Source organism: Pseudomonas sp. LM13, assembly GCF_041381355.1.
Classification (GTDB): domain Bacteria; phylum Pseudomonadota; class Gammaproteobacteria; order Pseudomonadales; family Pseudomonadaceae; genus Stutzerimonas; species Stutzerimonas frequens.
On sequence record NZ_JACBXH010000042.1, the window covers coordinates 1 to 16,232 of the forward strand.

The following is a 16,232-nucleotide window of genomic DNA, read 5'->3' on the forward strand; positions in this document are numbered from 1 at the left end:
TGCGGCTACCCGTTGGTTGGCCAGTGCGCCTTTTCCATCCTTGCGCGCAGGCACCAGCAGAACATCAGCGATGGTCAGCCTGTCCGTTGCGACGCGTTCAGCTGCTCGGCGAAGGGCACTGCCCACTACCAATGCGTTGCGCTTGCCTGCCATCGCCGGGTACCACGTATTCAGCCGTGATTCCTGCCATAGCAGATGCAGAAGGCCCAGCAGAGTCATCGCAGGTTTGCGAGCACCGGGGCGGGAAGGAGCAGGCTCGCTGTCATCAGCCGCTTCCCTGGCCGGGAGAATCCTGATGCCGCGTGCAAGCCTGATCCGCAGCTGTCCATCATCCCCCTCCTCCACCACGCCCTTGTCGTAACCCTTCATCCCGGAATGCTCGGGGGCAGGCGCATAGAACCTGCATTCGTTGGCGTGTTCGTACCCGGTCAGGGGGAATCGTGCCAGGTGGTAGGTGCCCGCCCGAGGCTTGATTGCCAGCTTTCGGTCACCCCTTCCAGGACAACAGCAGGTACCGTGTGAATGGCCGTAGTGTTGAGCCAACACGCGCTGCCAATGCGCGGCGAAGCGTTCGGCAGTCTGAAATTCCTTTGAGTACCGTTTGTCCCCGATCAGGACGGGGAAGATATGATCGACCATTGCAAGCCTCGGATTTCAACTGAGGGGGAGATTAACTCCCCGGTTTTTCCGCCTGGACGCGCTCAGTGGCCTGCTGGCCTGTGTAAATGCAAAGCGCCGAGTTGAAGCCGTTGTAGGTAACGGCATAGTTGAAGTCGCAGAAGTAGGCGGGATGCTTGGTCGCAATGGCGTCGCCGGCCTTGCAGTGTTCTTCGATGGTCTCGACCAGGGAATCATTATCCGCCCCGAGGCAGGCATAGCCGGTGGTCTTGTCCTCGCTGCAGCCGGCGAGCAGTGCAGTAGCCGTGGCGACAGCCGCCACGATGAGAATGCGTTGCATGGGCTTCCTCCAGTGAATTAGTTGGGCCGAACGGAATTCGGCTTCGCTTATTCTCTGGGAAACCTCAGCGCAATAATCCTCTAATCCTGCAGGATTGTTGTCGGTTTAGGCACGACCTGGCGTCACGGTAATGCGAGTGAGTAGTGCGGTAGTTGGGTTCTCCTGAGCGCGGGCCACTATCAGGCCTCTACTCTCGAAGGAGCTACCACATGGCACGTCAGACACACATCCCCGGTCTTGAGCAGCTTCAGCTCAACGGCATCGCATACAGCTGGAACGCAACTATGGGGGAATATTGGTCTGAATCCGGCGACCCGCGCGTTCTTCAATCCGAAGAGATTCACGCCTGGCTTCTGGCGTTCAATACGAAACGCCCTTATTCCCCTGAGGGGCAGAAGATCGAGGCGAAAATAATCGCTCAGGATGTATGCTCGGTAACCGACCGCCCTCTCTTCGGCCTGCGCTTTCTGGACCACACTCGCGGCATCTGCGGCGATGTGCTCGTGTCGGAGGTCACCGCCGACGCCCTGATGGCCGAGTACGACGCCGGTCGATACCAGAGTCTTTGGACCGGGGCCTTCTAGCTCGCCAGTGGCGCGGAGCGAGGATTCTTGGGATTTCGGCAGTCACTGACAACATGGGGTCATCTTCTTCCCCGATCCGAGGAACCGCCCCATGAGTCATTCGCTTATCGCTATCAAAACCAGCTGCAGCGTCCCGGAGAAAATGCACGCGCAATCTGTGTTGGCAGGACAGGGACTCGTAGGTTGCCGCTATCCGCACACCATGACATAGGTTCCTCTGTCGATTCGGCATTTCTTCGAGGAGGTGCCAGCAGCACCGCCTGCAGAAGCCAGTGACTCCAAATTTGAAGAGCAGTACAGCGCAGCGATGGATCGGTTGGCAACGGAGTTCCCCAGCTCCGACACGCCGGCGCCAAGCCTCGAAGTGATGCAAGCCAGCATCACCACCATGCTCGATGACGAAGTAATCAGCTTCCCGACATTCGAGTCTTTCCAAGCCTGGTGGGAAGGACTCAACGCCTATGAAGAACTCGATACCGAGATGTCGGTGGCTGAGCATCTGCCGTTGCTGCGTATTGCCTACAACGCGCTCGTGCATGAAGGCGTTATTGCCGTTTAAGGCAGGTGGATTGCCTCGCCAAGTTGGGTTTCTCAGCGCAACACCGATTATCGAAGTGCCCGCCACTTCAGTACGGAGACACCATGAACGAAGTAATCAGCCAGAACGCCGAACCTGTATCGGCGCGATTCACGACCCATGTAGCCGGTGAGGTAGCGGTAGTTACGTCAGCCCTGCATAAAGCTGAGCGGTTCATTGAGGGCTTCGAGGATGACGCGGAGCAGGAAGGTATCGCGGAACTCTTGGCTGACCTACGAGCCGCGCTCCGGGTGGTTACTGGCGAGCCACACCCGGCGACAATTGCTGCCGAGAAGAACTACTGCGTAGTCTTCAGCAACTACACCGGCAACCTCATGGCCTGGGAAGGGACGGCGGATGAAATCCGCAAGTACCTGGGCAATCGTGAGATTGTTGGCGCACTTAGCGCCGTTGACGAAGAGTCTGCGATGGCCAAGTGGCGGTTGATCAACCACGGGAAGACTCGCGAAGGAGTGTGAGGCCATGCGCGTCCGTTCTAGCGCGGACCACCCGCTCATGGTTGCTACCGGGACTACGGCGGCGCCTGTTCGAAAGGAGCCATAATCGACATGACTGAGCCGACCCAAACCCTGTGTACTGCCAAGACCGGCAGCGACGTGCTGAGCATCGAGCGCACCGGCCGTAAATGAGGGAAAACAGCCATGACGATGCGGACCTACCGCTACTTCGCTTGCACTAACGGTCACCAAGGCGAAGAAAAAACCAGCGAGAACGATCAGCCATATTCTGCTTGCTGGGAAAGTGTTTCGACTAAAGGGCTCAAAGGAGCCCCAAACGGCGGTTACCTATGCGCAGTATGCGGGGCGCCGATGGCCGAAGTTCCCAGGGCCGAGATGCCTAAACCTGATGCACTGTAAGCGGCTTACGTTGGAGATGGATTATGAGGAAGTCAAAAAGCGAGCGTCTGCAGATCGATGCGCTGATGATCAATATCAAGGCCGCGTTCGCGCTCGCCCTGATCGCGGGTGTTGGTCTTGTCTTTTCATTCGTTGGCTCGCCGATGGCTGAGATCGGCGGCCAGCTGGCAGCTAGTCGCCCACTTATGCTGATTGCGCTTGGATTCGCTGTTGTGTCGGTGATCCTCAGCGCCATCAGGATGCGGCGCTTGGGTGGAGCAAAGGGAAGGAGCTTGCAGTGAGGCGGGTATTTTCTTCTGTGATCGGGCTTGCGACGGTTCTTCTCGCCGGTTGCGGAGAGAGCAAACCCTTCCCCCGAGTAGATTTCCCCGTCGCGCCGGGACATTACGTGCAGTTCTATCAGGGGGCGGGAGCCAAGGTCTACACTGAGTTCTCCAGTGTGGATAAGGCAGGACAGGCGCAGTCCCTCGTTTCTGGCCTATGGCATGGCCGTTTCAACCTCAGCAACGGCGTCGAGAACGAAACGCTGTACCTGAACGAGTGCGGCATACTGGTCACATTCCACCGGGGCGATGTGGATGTGGTGCGCACCACCTATGACGTGAACTCCTACGTGCAGCGCGACGCCTGCCCGCTCAATCCGCTACCGGCAAACTGGATCGCCGTTGGCCCCGGCGCACTGATCGGGACAACCAAGTGAACGCCGCCGAAACCTACCAGATCACTCTCACCCGCGAGCAGCTGCAGTTGCTGTGCCGTGCGACCGAAACCTGCAGTCGGCTGGTCATGGGTCAGATGGATATGGCGTTGGATTACCTGCGCAACCGCGACGGGGAGATGATCAACGGCTATGAACTCACCCGTGCGGTAGAGGCCATCACCAAGCCCGCACAGGGCTTCGCTCCCAACCAGAGTGGCGGCGTGGGCTGGCATGCGACCGGCGACCAGCTCTGGGACATGTTCACGCAAATGCGCCACCGTCTTGCCTGGGATTCCGCCATTTCTCAGGGGGTAATTTCTGCTGGCGAGCCGCGCAAGTGGCCTGAGATGGGGGGTGTTGCCTATGACGCCCCCACGACGCTGACCGGCGCTGGTATCAAGATCGAGCGCGTTACTGCCGATGACCATCAAGGTTGAGCTTAATGACTGCTGCCCTTGGGTTTGCCCTGTGCAGAGCTATGGTAGTCAGCAAAGATCGCTGAAAACGAGGTTTCGCAGATGAATGCCACACTTCCCAGCCTGGACGCCTTGCCTGTCATCCGGCATCCCTATGCGGATTACGGCCTGGATGAGGCCGTGCGCCTCGCTGTAGCTACCAAGCGCATACGGATGGAGCCGGAGCCAAAGAACTTGATCGAGGTGCGTGAAACCATCGAGGACATGGCAAAGCGCGCGAGCCACCTCTGGTGCACCGGCATGGCCGCTCTGGACGTGCTTGATGCCGCCATTGACGGCCGTGATCTGCGCCAATCCTGCCGTCTCTGCTGACGCTTAGTTCTGAGGCGAGAAAAACCCCGCCGAGGCGGGGTTTTTTTGTCACTCTTCATCGTCGCCAGTTACACCCAGCCGCTTGTAACTCTCCAGAACGCGGGCGCATTCGGAGGAGCCATTGCGCGTGCCGTCTGAGATCGCACCCTTCACGGACTCAAGCCCTGCCACGAACCCAACCAGCGTGCCGGCTTCAAAGCCTTCCTGAAATCCCTGCTCGTGCCCACGCTGTAGGCCGATCTCGAACGCCGTTCGCGCCGCAGCATCGACCGCCTTGGCTGCGAACTGATCGTACAGCTCTTCTTTCTTCATGCCATTACCTCGCTTGTGAACCGGCAGCGCAGGAAATCCACGCCGCCAGTGCCAGCATAGGGGCATCACTTCCTGCCGACCAGCAGCGGACCCGCTCCCAGCCAGGAATAAGTTCCTAGTGCTAAGTGGCCGGAGCAAAGGGGCTGCGCCTTGGGTTTTATGGCCACCGTGCGAAGCTGTGGCTATCTAAACCAGCATACCCCGAGGATAAGAGCATGGCAGTTATCTGCGAATTCGGTACCGCCCTTGAGCAGGCGAAGGATGGGTACCAGATTGTCGGACTCGTCGAGGGGACCGATGAAGAGCTGCTGGCCGAGTACAGCGGCCTCGATGTGCGCTTCGTCCGTGGCGCTGCGGTCCACGGGATGCCCGGCGTCTGGGAGTTCGTTACCATGCACCCGCTCAAGTCGGTTCAGGTCAAGCACTGGCAAGCCTACGGCGAGGGCGAGGCCAGGCCGGCTACGCATCAGATCGACATCGAGGACCAGCGAGGCGTAAATGGTCAGGTTTACCTCACCGTTGGCGCTTTGGATGGCGCCTTAGATGACATGATTTCTGTCGTGGCCGAGGTCAACACCAACCCCGTGACCGGAACTGATGAGGTTCCCTGTGTGCATGTATCGTTCGACGATGATGCTATGGCCTTCTCGCTGTTCAAAGTGGGCGACAAGATCCTGCTGCGCCTGGAGAACGATGTGACGCTCACACGCACGGAGTCGCCCACCGGCCCGCTGTTCGTTGTGGAATGACCGAGCACCACGCCGGCATGCAACGGGTGATCGCGGTCATCGGCACCGCAGGGCGCGATAAGCAATTCCCAATGGATATTTCCCACTGGGAGTTCATTTGCCGTGCGGTCAGGTTCTATGTGCGACCCGGCGACCATCTCGTTTCTGGCGGTGCTGCGTGGGCCGATCATGCAGCAGTCTGGGCCTTCAATGAGGGCTTATCCGCCAGCCTGACACTGCATCTTACTGCGCCATTCGAGGCGAGTTTTTCCGGTGGCAATGGCACCAGCGGCGGTGCAGCAAACCATTACCACAGGCAATTCAGCCGGGCGATCCGGCGAGACACGCTAGCCGACATCCAGGAAGCGATCCTCGGTGGCGCGCAATGCACCTACCAGGCCGAGTGCAAAGGCTATGCAGCGATGTTCGCACGCAACCGGCTCGTAGCCGAGCAGTGCACGCATGTGCTGGCATTCACCTTCGGGGAAGGCGCTGAGCCGGCAGATGGCGGTACCAAACCCATTGTCCGGGATGGGTTGACAACTACACCTCAACCCCTATGGCTTAGCGTACGTTTTTCTCCGAATTCTGCGGCCCCCCCCTACCAAGGCCACATGGGACATGGCTGGCCCGAAGAAAATACGCCGGCATTTAAGCTTGAAGCGGCCCTAGCAGCTTGGGTTTTGCGGGCCTGGCCGTAGCCTGAAGCCATCTCCCCCGCTTCCCCAGGACTACGACATGACCATCAGTGATATCACTGTTCAATCCGCCCGCTTGGCGGCTGCTGAAACGCAGTATTGCTCAACAGACTTTGGCTACCTCATTACTGCCGTCGAGCCGTGGCGAGAAGACGGAGCCAAACTCGTGCGCTTTGTCCAGACCGAGTGTAACGGGCGATCCAGTCTGCTTGAGTTCAGCATTCTGTTTGCCCCGGACTCGGCACGAGTTATCCGCTGCGGAGTCTTCAACTTCACCGAAGCGTTGGCCGAAGATGACGACTGGGTGCCGATGTTCAGTGCGTGGCGTAAGGGCGGATGGTACGTCAGGAACATCGTGTGGCCGGAAGGTGGTTGCGGCTGCGTCAGTCGCAACTATGCAGACGGCATGTGGCGGATCGTGTCCGACCCGCGCCGCGACGAGCCGGGAGCGCCCGGCGATTTCACCTACGCCACGCGCACCGAGGCGGCCAAGGCCGAACGTGCGCTGATTGCCGAGCAGGCCCGCGCGCTGCTGCACAAGGCGCGCTGCAACGATTCTTCCCTTCAGCTGCTCAGCGTGCGCCTGGTGTGCGACAAGCACGGGTACCAGGATTTCGATATCGAAGGCCACCCGACTGTGCATCGTGCATGCGTGCCCAACGGTATTCGTGTGGGCCAGCAGTTCAACGTCTATCACGGAGAAGGCATGAAATCCGGGGCGGTGTGGACTGGCACCCTGGAAGGCTCCATACGCAAATTTGCATGTATCTGAGGGGGCTTCCTATGTGCTTCCCACGAAAACCCAGCTTGGGTCGCTACAGCGGCACCAGAGCAGCATGGCGATGTGCATACCGCGCAGCCCGAATTGCAGCAGGCCAAGGCTTGCCTCCTAATCCGGCGTATTCTGGCATTCAGTGGAAGGCCCAGCTGATAGTGGCATATGAGCGGCCATCTCTTGACCCCCTCGCCTGCTCGGTTCTAGGCAGGCTTGCCGCCTATCGGATCATTAAAGAAATCGTTTCGGATGAGCGCAAGGCTGTCGATACCAGTGAAAGTTATCTCTCTGGATGGGAAGCCTGAACATGCTCGATATCGCATTTGATGCACACACTTACAGCACTTACAGAAAGCGGCTTGAAGACATTGCCGGTCTTCCGGTGGACATCCCTGAAAGGGAGGTGTTGCGCGCAGTAGGCGACGGTCTGCCGGCGTCGGTGATCGATCAGTTGTCAGCTAGTCGGCCCCTGGCTGCGTATGCACGCCAGATCCGCCCGAAGGGGGCCTGCTTGGGCCAGAAGGAAAGCTATGTCGCCTTCGAGCTGGCTTTCGTGTTGGCTTTGGCGCAGGCGGTTCTCGGCAATGCCGAAGCTGCTGATCAGTGGCTTGCTACTCCGAGCGAGCAGCTGGGCGGGCACAGGCCCGCAGAAGTATTTCACCACGACAACGGCGCGGCCCATCTGACCGTCTCCCTGATCCGAAGCGCCCGATAGTCCGCTCTGCCGGGCAGCATCTGCGGCCACTGCGAAGCTGGCCCGGCCTCTTTCGGGCTTGGGTTAGCGGCGCTTCATGCGAATCTGAGTTCAGTCCAAACAGCTCAGGTAATCATGTAATGACTCAGGCAGCCCGCACTTACAATCACGCTTACACCATCGCCTTCAGCGTCTCCGGCTCCAGGTGTGAAGACGGCGAGGATGTGACGGCGCAACAGATGGCTGATGCGCTGAAGCTGCGTGTTGATGATCTGATGGCGAAGGGGCACCTCTTGCATGCTGTCGGGTCGGCCTATGATTCCTTCTGTGAACAAGACTGAATCGGTCGATCTCGACATAATTCAAGCTCCCCGCTTTGCCTGGAATATCCGCAGGAAGAACCATGTCTCGTGTAATTACCGACTTTGAGCAGCACCTGCTCAGCATCATTCAGCCTCTGCACGCGGCCAAGTGGCAGGCCGACTATCGCTGGTTTGACCTGGAGCGCTCATTGGCCAGACTCGCCATAGATTATGGTGGACTAGACCTTTGCCCGGATTTCCAGCGGGGCCATGTTTGGTCCGCCGAGCAGCAGCGCCACTTCATTGAAAACTGCCTCCGCGCTGTAGTCCCCACCAGCGCATTTCTGATCCAGTTCAATTGCTCGGAATGGGGTGATCCTGATCCTGAGTCGGATCTGCCGGTTGGCCTGCAGTGCGTCGATGGCCTGCAGCGCTACACCGCTGTTACCGAGTTCGTCAAAGGCAATGTCAAACCGTTCGGATTCACTGCAAACGAGCTAGCCGGTACCCAATTTTCCCCGAAGCGGATGTGCATGAAGGTGGCCATTCACGGCTTCACCAAGCGTGCGGATCTGCTGTCGCAGTACCTCGCCTTGAACGCAGGTGGAACGCCTCATAGCGCAGAGGAAATTGCCCGCGTGCGCGCCCTGCTGGCCGAGGCCCAAACTGACGGCGCGACTGGCTAACCAAGTGGCTTCAGCTCAGGCGCTTTATGTAGTGGAGCGCCGGTAATCCCGACTCGCTCGCACAGATGGGCGTCGGTTCGCAGAAGCGCTGTTCGGCGACGCGGTTAGATGGACAGTTCAGTCGTCGGCCTGGTCTTTGGCCAGTATCGCGTTAAGCACGGTTTCGTCATCGTCGAAGTAGCCATCCTCAGCCAGCCCCAGTTTCCCATCGAGGACGACGCAGACGGCTAGTGCGGCTTCCGTTGGATCAGCACCATATTCACGAATCACGCGCTCGATCTGCTTGCGCAGAAGATGCGCGGGCTCCACCTGGCCTACGCCACGCTCAGCACCCGGATCAGGAAGGCTCACGGGGCCGGGGGAATCAGCCAAAGGGTTGGCATTGACGATTGCGCCGGATGTGGTGCGGAATTTCATTTCCATGCTTTGTCTACCTACTCGGTTCGGTTGGAACGGCCAATTGCCGCTACACGCTAATCGAAGCCCGACCTGCTGACTGGTAATGGTTTTCCTAAAGTCCCCTTGGTGGTACTGGACCAAGGCTGATATACAGCCCGCGCCGCAGTTGTTCATGGGTTTCTTCTGGGGATGAGTGCGAGCCAGCACCATAGAGCAAAGCAGCCTGTTCAATGAGCATTTCTGCTTCACGGGCAGCTCCGTATTCATCGTCACTGACCACATACACATCGCAGAGGACGGTGAGCCTATGAAAGAAGCCACCTGGCGGCAGCTCCTGCCGACATTTCCAGGCATACAGTTCTTGGCACAGGGCGCTTAGATTATTCGCTAAGAACTGCTTAGCCGCTTCTTGGTGCTGCTGCTCAGGCTTTGCTGGTGACATGGCGTTTTCCCTCAACTGGCGAGCTGTTCGGTAAACGTCGATTTCAGCGCCGCAAGGTGATTAATCGCGGCCTGCAAATTCACCGTTGGATTGCGCACAAACGCCGGTTTGCCTATGTATGTTTTCAGGGACTGAGCAATGCTGTCGCAGTAGCTGATGACCTTCGAGACATTACCAGCAGCAAGGTATTCGCCCATGAATTCAAAGCTGATTAACGTATCCGAGAGGAACATAACGTCTTCAGGTGCGAATTCTTCCAGATCGCTGCCGCTTTGGTTGTATGCGGTGTACATGCGGATGGCGGTTGCTACCTGGCCGGTGAAAATGAGAATTCCCGCCAAGTGTTTTGTCTGATCGCTCATACCTAATCTCGATTTCGCGGACGCGAAAAACGCGCCCTGGTACTGCCAAAGCCCGCACGCAGCGGGCTGATGATCGGCGGTAGTTTTCCTACAGCTTTACGTTGATTGCGAACACCTCGACCGGCTCTGCGCCGAAGTGTGGATGCGTGATAGTAGTCACGCGGTATCCTTTCCAGGGCAGAGACAGCCGGCGCGTTTCATCGGCGCGTGCTGGGTAGCCCTTCGTCAGTTCAATGCGGTCATAAATACGGCCCTCCAGACGCTTGCGCCAGTACGGCGTCCGCAGCCGGAATTCCTCTGGCTTGTTGCCTGCCTTGATCGCGTCGAAGTACTCACCCTTGAGGGCCAAGGTCAGCGTGGCCATGTCCGATTTCCTATGCCTCAAGAGTGGCTTGTGGAGCTTGGGTAAAAAGCATCTTCTTGGCCTCGGCCATAGGTACTTGCTGGATTGCCATGCCGACGCATTCCATTTCATTGACCCAAGCCTGACTGTCCTCGGCGCTGATGAGGCAAGCCCCCTCGACATAGCCGGAGGACGTTACTGCGATGTATGCCAGATCGTTATCCATTTGGCGGTTTCCTACCAGTCCGAACGTTGAAGGCGGTACGTGCCCGGAAGATTGTTTTCGAAGTGGCTCAATTTCCTTTCAGCCTCGTCCTGGTCATCCGCTCGATCAATAGCGAGCCAATCACCATTAAGCTGACGCTCTTCAACGAACCACACCGGGTAGAGCGCGTCCTCTGCTGCTGTTTTGTCTGTCATGCCGTGTGCTCCTGATTTCCTAGATGCTTGCAGAGGTATATGCCGGGACGAAATCCAGGCTCAAATCTGCGCCCTGAGTCAGCAGCAAATTGGCCTTCTCATGTCGGCCCGCTTCGCGACGATTCAGACCGAAGGCCGCAAATACCGGGAGTCCATAACTCAGCGATTTAAGCTCTGGCAAGCCCAACGATTTACTGACAGAGGCAATCGCTGCGTCGAGCGCAGGGCGACGTTCGGCCAAGGGCAGTTCACCAACCACGCACGCCTCGCGCTTGTAGGGGTAGCCAAGGGCGTCCAGCGCCTCGTAATCAGGTCGTTTACTGGTCATCGGATGGTTTCCTACTCAACGGAGGTGGCTGGTGTACGGGCCGCATTCAGCAGGCCGGCCACGCGGTCGGCGCTGAGGATGGCCAGCGTCTCGGAACAGTCATCGCAGCCCAGGACGAACAGGCACTTGACCTCATTCTGATGCTCACTGCCCCACTCGTGATAGTGATGCTTGCACGATCTACCCTGCAGTGCGCCGAGTTCGGGCTTCCAGCGTCCGTCGAGTGTGCGTGCGTTGATGGTGAACATCGGTGGCTCCTTTCGTTGCTTGACGGTTGAAGCATCTCATCCGTCTCAACAAACCCAAGCGCCCGGTTCTATGTGATTGCCGCCCCTCCTCTGCTCGGCAATGGGCTAATGGCAGTCGTCATGTTCTTCCCTTCCAGAGAAAGCGGGCTGGATCACCGGCCAGCTGTTATCCGTGCGCGTGAACTTAAATCGTAAGTGACTGATTTTCCCTGTGATCTTGATCGAACGCCTGTATCCCAGAGGTATTTTCTTATGCGGCTGCGGAGTTTATTTTCCGGCGCTGCGGTCGGGGCCTGTAGGTGCCCGGTTCGATTCGAGCGGAGAATTTCCGCGTGGATTTCCAGCGCGGGTGGGCTTTGCGTGGCTCTTGGGCGCTCGCCGGAAGTCGCGAGCTTGGGTATTTGGCGACCGGCCGTAGTGTGGGGTTATCGCTTAACGCAGCCCCAGGCATACGGAATCCCTCATGCAGCTGATCGACGCCACTCTTTTCCAAGACCCCATCCCGGTAGCAAGCCCTATCGTTGAGCGCACCTTCGACGAGAAAGTGGCGGATGCGGTAGCTGTCATCGAGGCCAACATTCGCGCCGGCAAGCGCCTGATCGGGGCATGTTCGTTCGGGAAGGATAGTAGCGTCATGGTCGCCCTGACCCTGATGGCGATGGAGCGGCTGCAGGACGCTGGTTACGAAGTTCCCGAATTCCATGTCATGACCAGTGACACCCTGGTCGAAAACCCTGCGGTGCTGGCCTACAGCAAAGGCGAGATCCGCTCGCTCAAGGATTATGCCGCGAGCAAGAACCTTCCGGTGAGGATCTGGGTGTGCAAGCCCAACCTGACTGAAAACTGGCTTGTGTCGATCATCGGCGGACGCACCGTGGCGTCTATGCCGGGCAATAGCGCTAAGTGCCAGCAACAGATGAAGAAATCGCCACTGGACCGTACCAAGCGACAGATCAAAGCCGTGCTGAAACACCAGATGGGTAACGCGTACCGTGATGATGATGTCGTCGTGCTGATCGGCACGCGGCGGGACGAATCCGCGGTGCGCGAGCGCAATATGGAAGCCCGTGGCGAGAGCGCCATCGTGCCGGTCAATACTGCTGGCCCGAACAAGAAGCCTGAGTGGGTGCTGAGCCCCGTGGCCGACTTCACGACCCTGGATATCTTCACCTTCCTGGGCAAGGTCACCAGCGGCCAGCTCGTCACCTACAGCGACTTCCAGGCTCTGACCGAGGTCTACCGCGATGCGGGTGGGGACTGCATGGTCAACGTCTTCATCCGTGACAGCGGCGTCGAGCGCAAGACCGGCTGCGGCGCACGTCATGGCTGCTGGATCTGCCTGCGTGTCGGTACTGACCGCAGCATGGAAAACATGCTCGCCGAGGAAACCGGCAAGCACAGCTGGATGAAGCCGCTGAGCGATTTCCGCAACTACCTGCAGGCGCGCCACTACGACCCACAGGGCCGCAACTGGCTGGCCCGGTCGATCAACGACGAAACCGGGACGATAAAAATCGCTGCGAATGCCTACTCACCCGAGCTATGCCTTGAGCTGCTGCGCTATGCGCTGAGCATCGATGCCGATGAGGCTGACCGCGCGTGGGCAGCCGGTGAACCGCCGCGTTTCCAGCTGCTGGGCATGAAGGAAATTCTCACTATCGACCTCTACTGGGGGCGCTACGCCTACCAGCGGCCATTCACCGCGCTGAGCGAGTACCGCCAGATTGTCGAGAACGGCAAGCGCTACCGCATCCCGCATGAGTACAAGGTCTACGAGCGAAAGGATCTGGATGTCACCCGTGAAGTCGAGGTGCCATTCGTGGACGAGCAATTCCACGGGATCTACCAGGGTCTGCGGTCGGCCATTGCAAGCGTGGCCAACGCTGAGTCGGTCGTGAAGAAAGGCGGCGTCTACTACACCCATGTGACCGAAACCAACGAGTTCGACATCGATGCCGAGGGAGCGGAAATGTTCTTCGACTTCGAGCTGGATCACGCCCTGGAATACTACGGCCCGCACGCCGATGTTTACCCCTCGGATGTTGTGCACTACCTGGCCCGCTTCGGCACCGTGTCGTTCAAAAAGGGCGGACATTCGTCCTGGGACCGGATGCTGCGGATCGGCAACCAGCTCCACCGCCACGGGCTGCGCGACATCCTCAACGATCCTGATGCGCTGATCGCCAAGCTCACCGGGCAAGCTGCTCAGGTGCCGTGTGCGGCCATGTCTGCGCCAGCAACTGGGCAGCTCTCGCTGGGGTTCTAGTCTTGCTGCCGGCACCGAGCTTGGGATCTGCCGGCTTGTCGATAGCCTGAACTCAAATTCACAGGAGGTTGTCATGAGTGATTCGAGCAAGGGCGGCGTACCAGCACCAGCGAAATACAGCGACATCGTTGCCGATGGCGGCATGGACCCGCGCTCGGCGCATGTCGAGCAGCAGTTGCGCTCTACGTCGCCGGCCGACTGGCAGTCTGTTCCGGTAAACCCGACGATTGAGATGATCGCCGCGCTCGGCTTCAACGGTGATGTGCCGCTTGCCGTAGGGCATGCGAGTGCCTGCGAAGAACTCACGGCACAGTACCGAGCCATGCTTGCCTGCGCTCCGGCCGCACCGCTCGCCAAAACCCCGACTGCATATCTGCGAGCCTCCGATCTTGAGCGGCTGGCACCGAACAATGTTGCCGGCTGCGCAGCCTCGCTCAGCAAAGAACCCGGCAACGGACTGGTTGCGATCTACACCGAGGCCATCTCTACGTCCGCGCTGGCCGAGGCGCTTGCTGCGTTCGTAGCGCTGGCCGAAGAGCGCGAGCGCGAGTTGGGCGATCTCTCTTCCGAGATGCGCGAGTGCCTGCAGAAGGGCCGCACTGCCCTTTCCGTAATTCAGCCTCAGCAGCTCGGGCTGGTCGAGACGCTGCAGAACGCATTTGCCATCTCCTCTAATTCCGGTAGCGGAAAATTCGCCCTCACGCTGAGCTTCGAAAATCTGTCTGCTATGCAGGCCTGCCGCCGCGCGGTTGTGTGCGCTCTAGGCGGTGCCAAATGAGAAGCCGTAATGCATTGAAGCCACTCAAGCCCTGCCCTTTCTGCGGGAGCCCCGCCAAGGAAACTGACCGGATCAACTCCAATGTCGTGGCATGCACCGGCTGCGCGGCGCGAGTGACGCAATCAGAACCTGGCATGGGCGATGCCGATATCCGCTGGAATCAGCGCCAACAGTGCTTCAGCCCGGCGCCGGCCTGGCAGGCGTTCGACTACAACGCGCCGCCCGAATCGGGCCTGTACTGGGTCGCAGGCACCCGGCCGGTATGGGATGTGTGCGCCAGCGATGACGGGAGGCCGGTTGGCGTCCACGCAGGCGAGCATGAGCAATTCGTCGCCCTGGTCTGGTTCCAGATCTGGACGGACGATGACGGTTCCCTGGTGTTGGATTTCGCCGCTGTTGACCCTTACAACCTCGGCAAATTTGCAGACGAGGATACCGTCTCGCATTTCATGCCTCACGCGATCCCGGCACATCCGGCCGTGGCTACGCCGACCAAGGAACTGACATGAGCCAACGCCTCCCGCTGCGCCCGCGCGACATCGAGCTGATCGAAATGCCCACTATCGCCAGCCAGATGCCGGTCGAGTTCGAGAACGGCCAAACGTGGCAGGACTTCGAAGGCCGCTGCGCGGGGTGCGGTGAGGACATCCCGAGCGGGTTCATGCGCGGTGCCGTCATCCGCCAGGCCCTCCGCTGCTACACCGTTGAGGCTGTCGGAGTTTGTGCCAGCTGCCGTTCCGGCACCTCATTTCTGGTGCGCCTGCATGATGACGGCAGCTTAACCACTCAGGTCGATGGAGTCTGGTGCCGAATGGCGCGCGTTCAGCTGGGCCTCTTTTCCTGGTTGGGAAGCCTTTTGCGGTCGATGTTCGGCACCAGGCAGCGCTGACCGACGCAGGCCAACCCGCCAGCACCAGAAGAAAAACACCACCACGACAAGGGATCATCCATGCCAATCAATCACATCATCGTCCACCAGATCGACAAGAAACCGGACGGAACGCCGGCAGTTCTTCATCCCCGTGACACGGAATTGCCCGTTTCCCAGGCAACGGAGAATCTGCTGGCGGATCTCAACCACGGGTACAACGCCAAGGCCGGCAAGGGCTGGGGTCTGTTCCATGAGCCATCCGGCGCCTACCCGTTCAGCGGCTGGCTGAGTCAGTACCTGGACGGCACTACCGACTTCACCGCTTTCAGCCACCAGGCCGTCGAGCATCTGCAGAAGCTGATGGAAGAATCCAACCTGTCCACCGGGGGGCATGTGCTGTTTGCCCACTACCAGCAGGGCATGACCGATTACCTGGCCATCGCGCTGCTGCACCACAGCGAGGGTTTGACCGTGACCGATGCGCTGGACGTGGCGCCTGCCCGGCATCTGGACCTTGGCCAACTGCACCTGGCTGCACGTATCAACCTCTCCGAGTGGCAGAACAACAAGCAGTCCCGGCAGTACATCTCCTTCATCAAGGGTAAGAACGGCCGGAAGGTTTCGGACTACTTCCGCGACTTCATTGGATGTCAGGAGGGAATTGACGGCCCCAGCGAAACCCGCACGCTGCTCAAGGCGTTCAGCGAATACGTGGAGAGCGAGGACTTGTCCGAGGAGCAGGCTCGCGAGAAGGTGACCACGCTGATTGGCTATGCCAGCGCCCAGAGCAACCTGGGTGAGCCGGTGTCGCTTGAAGAACTCTCTGGCCATCTCGACGAAGATCGACCGAAAGCGTTCTACGAGCACATCCGCAACAAGGACTATGGACTGTCACCCGAGATCCCAGCGGATAAGCGAACCATCAACCAGTTCCGTCGCTTTACCGGCCGCGCCGAAGGTTTGTCGATCAGCTTCGAATCGCACCTGCTGGGCTCGAAGATCGAGTACGACGAGAGTGCGGATACGCTTACGATCCGCAACGTGCCATCCCAGCTCAGGGACCAGCTCAAGCGATCCGCGTAAGGAATCGCAGAA

29 protein-coding genes are annotated in these 16,232 nt (G+C 59.2%); 18 read left to right on the plus strand and 11 right to left on the minus strand.

Annotated elements, in window-relative coordinates; genetic code table 11:
- Together HZR81_RS19735 and HZR81_RS19740 are read right to left on the minus strand one after the other, a co-directional pair.
- Positions 1-639, minus strand: a 639-nt coding sequence (locus HZR81_RS19735; RefSeq protein WP_500129044.1) for a DUF1173 family protein, incomplete at its 3' end; no start/stop codon positions are given.
- Positions 640-670: 31 nt separating this feature from the next.
- Positions 671-958, minus strand: coding sequence for a hypothetical protein (locus HZR81_RS19740; RefSeq protein ID WP_040138030.1), 288 nt, complete (start codon positions 956-958; stop codon positions 671-673).
- 209 nt (positions 959-1,167) lie between these two features.
- On the opposite strand from HZR81_RS19740, the gene HZR81_RS19745 reads away from it, so the two are divergent.
- The 7 genes from HZR81_RS19745 (at position 1,168) to HZR81_RS19775 (ending at position 4,485) form a co-directional block, all read left to right on the plus strand.
- Complete coding sequence (locus tag HZR81_RS19745) at positions 1,168-1,542, plus strand: hypothetical protein (protein ID WP_040138028.1); 375 nt, start codon at positions 1,168-1,170, stop codon at positions 1,540-1,542.
- Between the two features lie 244 nt (positions 1,543-1,786).
- Entirely contained in the window at positions 1,787-2,101 is a 315-nt protein-coding gene (locus HZR81_RS19750; protein WP_125869314.1) for a hypothetical protein, read from the plus strand.
- A gap of 83 nt (positions 2,102-2,184) precedes the next feature.
- On the plus strand, positions 2,185-2,598 hold the full coding sequence (locus HZR81_RS19755) for a hypothetical protein (RefSeq protein ID WP_044316241.1): 414 nt from the start codon (positions 2,185-2,187) through the stop codon (positions 2,596-2,598).
- A gap of 422 nt (positions 2,599-3,020) precedes the next feature.
- Complete coding sequence (locus HZR81_RS19760) at positions 3,021-3,278, plus strand: hypothetical protein (protein ID WP_040138021.1); 258 nt, start codon at positions 3,021-3,023, stop codon at positions 3,276-3,278.
- Positions 3,275-3,697, plus strand: coding sequence for a hypothetical protein (locus HZR81_RS19765; RefSeq protein WP_500129045.1), 423 nt, complete (start codon positions 3,275-3,277; stop codon positions 3,695-3,697). The genes HZR81_RS19760 and HZR81_RS19765 overlap by 4 nt, the downstream gene beginning before the upstream one ends.
- Positions 3,694-4,134 (plus strand): hypothetical protein, encoded by a 441-nt coding sequence (locus tag HZR81_RS19770; RefSeq protein ID WP_040138017.1) that lies wholly within the window; start codon positions 3,694-3,696, stop codon positions 4,132-4,134. Before HZR81_RS19765 ends, HZR81_RS19770 begins: the two co-directional genes overlap by 4 nt.
- A gap of 81 nt (positions 4,135-4,215) precedes the next feature.
- On the plus strand, positions 4,216-4,485 hold the full coding sequence (locus HZR81_RS19775) for a hypothetical protein (protein WP_019406417.1): 270 nt from the start codon (positions 4,216-4,218) through the stop codon (positions 4,483-4,485).
- A 48-nt stretch (positions 4,486-4,533) separates the two neighbouring features.
- Here the strand turns inward: HZR81_RS19775 and HZR81_RS19780 are convergent, their stop codons facing one another.
- On the minus strand, positions 4,534-4,797 hold the full coding sequence (locus HZR81_RS19780) for a hypothetical protein (RefSeq protein ID WP_019406416.1): 264 nt from the start codon (positions 4,795-4,797) through the stop codon (positions 4,534-4,536).
- A 215-nt stretch (positions 4,798-5,012) separates the two neighbouring features.
- Between HZR81_RS19780 and HZR81_RS19785 the strand changes: the two genes are divergently transcribed.
- From HZR81_RS19785 to HZR81_RS19810, 6 genes are all read left to right on the plus strand, one after another.
- On the plus strand, positions 5,013-5,546 hold the full coding sequence (locus HZR81_RS19785) for a hypothetical protein (RefSeq protein WP_500129046.1): 534 nt from the start codon (positions 5,013-5,015) through the stop codon (positions 5,544-5,546).
- Positions 5,543-6,226, plus strand: coding sequence for a hypothetical protein (locus HZR81_RS19790; protein ID WP_500129047.1), 684 nt, complete (start codon positions 5,543-5,545; stop codon positions 6,224-6,226). The genes HZR81_RS19785 and HZR81_RS19790 overlap by 4 nt, the downstream gene beginning before the upstream one ends.
- 37 nt (positions 6,227-6,263) lie before the next feature.
- Positions 6,264-6,995, plus strand: coding sequence for a hypothetical protein (locus tag HZR81_RS19795; RefSeq protein WP_500129048.1), 732 nt, complete (start codon positions 6,264-6,266; stop codon positions 6,993-6,995).
- A 310-nt stretch (positions 6,996-7,305) separates the two neighbouring features.
- Complete coding sequence (locus HZR81_RS19800) at positions 7,306-7,713, plus strand: antitoxin Xre/MbcA/ParS toxin-binding domain-containing protein (protein WP_500129049.1); 408 nt, start codon at positions 7,306-7,308, stop codon at positions 7,711-7,713.
- 119 nt (positions 7,714-7,832) lie between these two features.
- Positions 7,833-8,033 carry a hypothetical protein gene (locus tag HZR81_RS19805; protein WP_019406410.1) on the plus strand — a complete coding sequence of 67 codons (201 nt, stop codon included), beginning with the start codon at positions 7,833-7,835 and terminating at the stop codon, positions 8,031-8,033.
- A 62-nt stretch (positions 8,034-8,095) separates the two neighbouring features.
- Positions 8,096-8,680 carry a DUF262 domain-containing protein gene (locus tag HZR81_RS19810; protein ID WP_019406409.1) on the plus strand — a complete coding sequence of 195 codons (585 nt, stop codon included), beginning with the start codon at positions 8,096-8,098 and terminating at the stop codon, positions 8,678-8,680.
- Between the two features lie 117 nt (positions 8,681-8,797).
- Here HZR81_RS19810 and HZR81_RS19815 read toward each other — a convergent pair whose 3' ends face one another.
- From HZR81_RS19815 to HZR81_RS19850, 8 genes are all read right to left on the minus strand, one after another.
- The gene (locus HZR81_RS19815; RefSeq protein ID WP_100218732.1) at positions 8,798-9,103 is read right to left on the minus strand and encodes a hypothetical protein; all 306 of its coding nucleotides are present in this window, start codon (positions 9,101-9,103) and stop codon (positions 8,798-8,800) included.
- 88 nt (positions 9,104-9,191) lie between these two features.
- Entirely contained in the window at positions 9,192-9,521 is a 330-nt protein-coding gene (locus HZR81_RS19820; protein ID WP_125869313.1) for a hypothetical protein, read from the minus strand.
- Between the two features lie 11 nt (positions 9,522-9,532).
- Positions 9,533-9,883, minus strand: a complete 351-nt coding sequence (locus tag HZR81_RS19825; RefSeq protein ID WP_019406407.1) for a hypothetical protein — start codon at positions 9,881-9,883, stop codon at positions 9,533-9,535.
- An 88-nt stretch (positions 9,884-9,971) separates the two neighbouring features.
- Positions 9,972-10,247 (minus strand): hypothetical protein, encoded by a 276-nt coding sequence (locus tag HZR81_RS19830; RefSeq protein WP_019406406.1) that lies wholly within the window; start codon positions 10,245-10,247, stop codon positions 9,972-9,974.
- 10 nt (positions 10,248-10,257) lie between these two features.
- Positions 10,258-10,452 carry a hypothetical protein gene (locus HZR81_RS19835; RefSeq protein ID WP_500129050.1) on the minus strand — a complete coding sequence of 65 codons (195 nt, stop codon included), beginning with the start codon at positions 10,450-10,452 and terminating at the stop codon, positions 10,258-10,260.
- A gap of 11 nt (positions 10,453-10,463) precedes the next feature.
- On the minus strand, positions 10,464-10,646 hold the full coding sequence (locus HZR81_RS19840; protein WP_019406404.1) for a hypothetical protein: 183 nt from the start codon (positions 10,644-10,646) through the stop codon (positions 10,464-10,466).
- Positions 10,647-10,665: 19 nt separating this feature from the next.
- A complete protein-coding gene (locus tag HZR81_RS19845; RefSeq protein ID WP_019406403.1) occupies positions 10,666-10,974 on the minus strand; it encodes a hypothetical protein in 309 nt (102 codons plus the stop codon).
- An 11-nt stretch (positions 10,975-10,985) separates the two neighbouring features.
- A complete protein-coding gene (locus HZR81_RS19850; protein WP_500129051.1) occupies positions 10,986-11,222 on the minus strand; it encodes a hypothetical protein in 237 nt (78 codons plus the stop codon).
- A gap of 463 nt (positions 11,223-11,685) precedes the next feature.
- Here HZR81_RS19850 and HZR81_RS19855 point away from each other — a divergent pair, with 463 nt between their 5' ends.
- From HZR81_RS19855 to yejK, 5 genes are all read left to right on the plus strand, one after another.
- Complete coding sequence (locus HZR81_RS19855; RefSeq protein ID WP_500129052.1) at positions 11,686-13,488, plus strand: phosphoadenosine phosphosulfate reductase domain-containing protein; 1,803 nt, start codon at positions 11,686-11,688, stop codon at positions 13,486-13,488.
- A 73-nt stretch (positions 13,489-13,561) separates the two neighbouring features.
- Positions 13,562-14,266, plus strand: a complete 705-nt coding sequence (locus HZR81_RS19860; RefSeq protein ID WP_500129053.1) for a hypothetical protein — start codon at positions 13,562-13,564, stop codon at positions 14,264-14,266.
- The gene (locus HZR81_RS19865; RefSeq protein ID WP_500129054.1) at positions 14,263-14,775 is read left to right on the plus strand and encodes a Lar family restriction alleviation protein; all 513 of its coding nucleotides are present in this window, start codon (positions 14,263-14,265) and stop codon (positions 14,773-14,775) included. The genes HZR81_RS19860 and HZR81_RS19865 overlap by 4 nt, the downstream gene beginning before the upstream one ends.
- Positions 14,772-15,155, plus strand: coding sequence for a hypothetical protein (locus HZR81_RS19870; protein ID WP_019407024.1), 384 nt, complete (start codon positions 14,772-14,774; stop codon positions 15,153-15,155). The genes HZR81_RS19865 and HZR81_RS19870 overlap by 4 nt, the downstream gene beginning before the upstream one ends.
- A gap of 60 nt (positions 15,156-15,215) precedes the next feature.
- On the plus strand, positions 15,216-16,220 hold the full coding sequence (gene yejK / locus HZR81_RS19875) for a nucleoid-associated protein YejK (RefSeq protein ID WP_044316229.1): 1,005 nt from the start codon (positions 15,216-15,218) through the stop codon (positions 16,218-16,220).
- Positions 16,221-16,232 lie beyond the last annotated feature (12 nt).

Bases quoted from the DNA above. Each gene is read 5' to 3' on its own strand.
- HZR81_RS19740 (WP_040138030.1), bottom strand. From the start codon at position 958: ATGCAACGCATTCTCATCGTGGCGGCTGTCGCCACGGCTACTGCACTG.
- HZR81_RS19745 (WP_040138028.1), top strand. From the start codon at position 1,168: ATGGCACGTCAGACACACATCCCCGGTCTTGAGCAGCTTCAGCTCAAC.
- HZR81_RS19755 (WP_044316241.1), top strand. From the start codon at position 2,185: ATGAACGAAGTAATCAGCCAGAACGCCGAACCTGTATCGGCGCGATTC.
- HZR81_RS19760 (WP_040138021.1), top strand. From the start codon at position 3,021: ATGAGGAAGTCAAAAAGCGAGCGTCTGCAGATCGATGCGCTGATGATC.
- HZR81_RS19775 (WP_019406417.1), top strand. From the start codon at position 4,216: ATGAATGCCACACTTCCCAGCCTGGACGCCTTGCCTGTCATCCGGCAT.
- HZR81_RS19780 (WP_019406416.1), bottom strand. From the start codon at position 4,797: ATGAAGAAAGAAGAGCTGTACGATCAGTTCGCAGCCAAGGCGGTCGAT.
- HZR81_RS19785 (WP_500129046.1), top strand. From the start codon at position 5,013: ATGGCAGTTATCTGCGAATTCGGTACCGCCCTTGAGCAGGCGAAGGAT.
- HZR81_RS19790 (WP_500129047.1), top strand. From the start codon at position 5,543: ATGACCGAGCACCACGCCGGCATGCAACGGGTGATCGCGGTCATCGGC.
- HZR81_RS19795 (WP_500129048.1), top strand. From the start codon at position 6,264: ATGACCATCAGTGATATCACTGTTCAATCCGCCCGCTTGGCGGCTGCT.
- HZR81_RS19800 (WP_500129049.1), top strand. From the start codon at position 7,306: ATGCTCGATATCGCATTTGATGCACACACTTACAGCACTTACAGAAAG.
- HZR81_RS19805 (WP_019406410.1), top strand. From the start codon at position 7,833: ATGACTCAGGCAGCCCGCACTTACAATCACGCTTACACCATCGCCTTC.
- HZR81_RS19810 (WP_019406409.1), top strand. From the start codon at position 8,096: ATGTCTCGTGTAATTACCGACTTTGAGCAGCACCTGCTCAGCATCATT.
- HZR81_RS19815 (WP_100218732.1), bottom strand. From the start codon at position 9,103: ATGGAAATGAAATTCCGCACCACATCCGGCGCAATCGTCAATGCCAAC.
- HZR81_RS19820 (WP_125869313.1), bottom strand. From the start codon at position 9,521: ATGTCACCAGCAAAGCCTGAGCAGCAGCACCAAGAAGCGGCTAAGCAG.
- HZR81_RS19825 (WP_019406407.1), bottom strand. From the start codon at position 9,883: ATGAGCGATCAGACAAAACACTTGGCGGGAATTCTCATTTTCACCGGC.
- HZR81_RS19830 (WP_019406406.1), bottom strand. From the start codon at position 10,247: ATGGCCACGCTGACCTTGGCCCTCAAGGGTGAGTACTTCGACGCGATC.
- HZR81_RS19835 (WP_500129050.1), bottom strand. From the start codon at position 10,452: ATGGATAACGATCTGGCATACATCGCAGTAACGTCCTCCGGCTATGTC.
- HZR81_RS19840 (WP_019406404.1), bottom strand. From the start codon at position 10,646: ATGACAGACAAAACAGCAGCAGAGGACGCGCTCTACCCGGTGTGGTTC.
- HZR81_RS19845 (WP_019406403.1), bottom strand. From the start codon at position 10,974: ATGACCAGTAAACGACCTGATTACGAGGCGCTGGACGCCCTTGGCTAC.
- HZR81_RS19850 (WP_500129051.1), bottom strand. From the start codon at position 11,222: ATGTTCACCATCAACGCACGCACACTCGACGGACGCTGGAAGCCCGAA.
- HZR81_RS19855 (WP_500129052.1), top strand. From the start codon at position 11,686: ATGCAGCTGATCGACGCCACTCTTTTCCAAGACCCCATCCCGGTAGCA.
- HZR81_RS19860 (WP_500129053.1), top strand. From the start codon at position 13,562: ATGAGTGATTCGAGCAAGGGCGGCGTACCAGCACCAGCGAAATACAGC.
- HZR81_RS19865 (WP_500129054.1), top strand. From the start codon at position 14,263: ATGAGAAGCCGTAATGCATTGAAGCCACTCAAGCCCTGCCCTTTCTGC.
- HZR81_RS19870 (WP_019407024.1), top strand. From the start codon at position 14,772: ATGAGCCAACGCCTCCCGCTGCGCCCGCGCGACATCGAGCTGATCGAA.
- yejK (WP_044316229.1), top strand. From the start codon at position 15,216: ATGCCAATCAATCACATCATCGTCCACCAGATCGACAAGAAACCGGAC.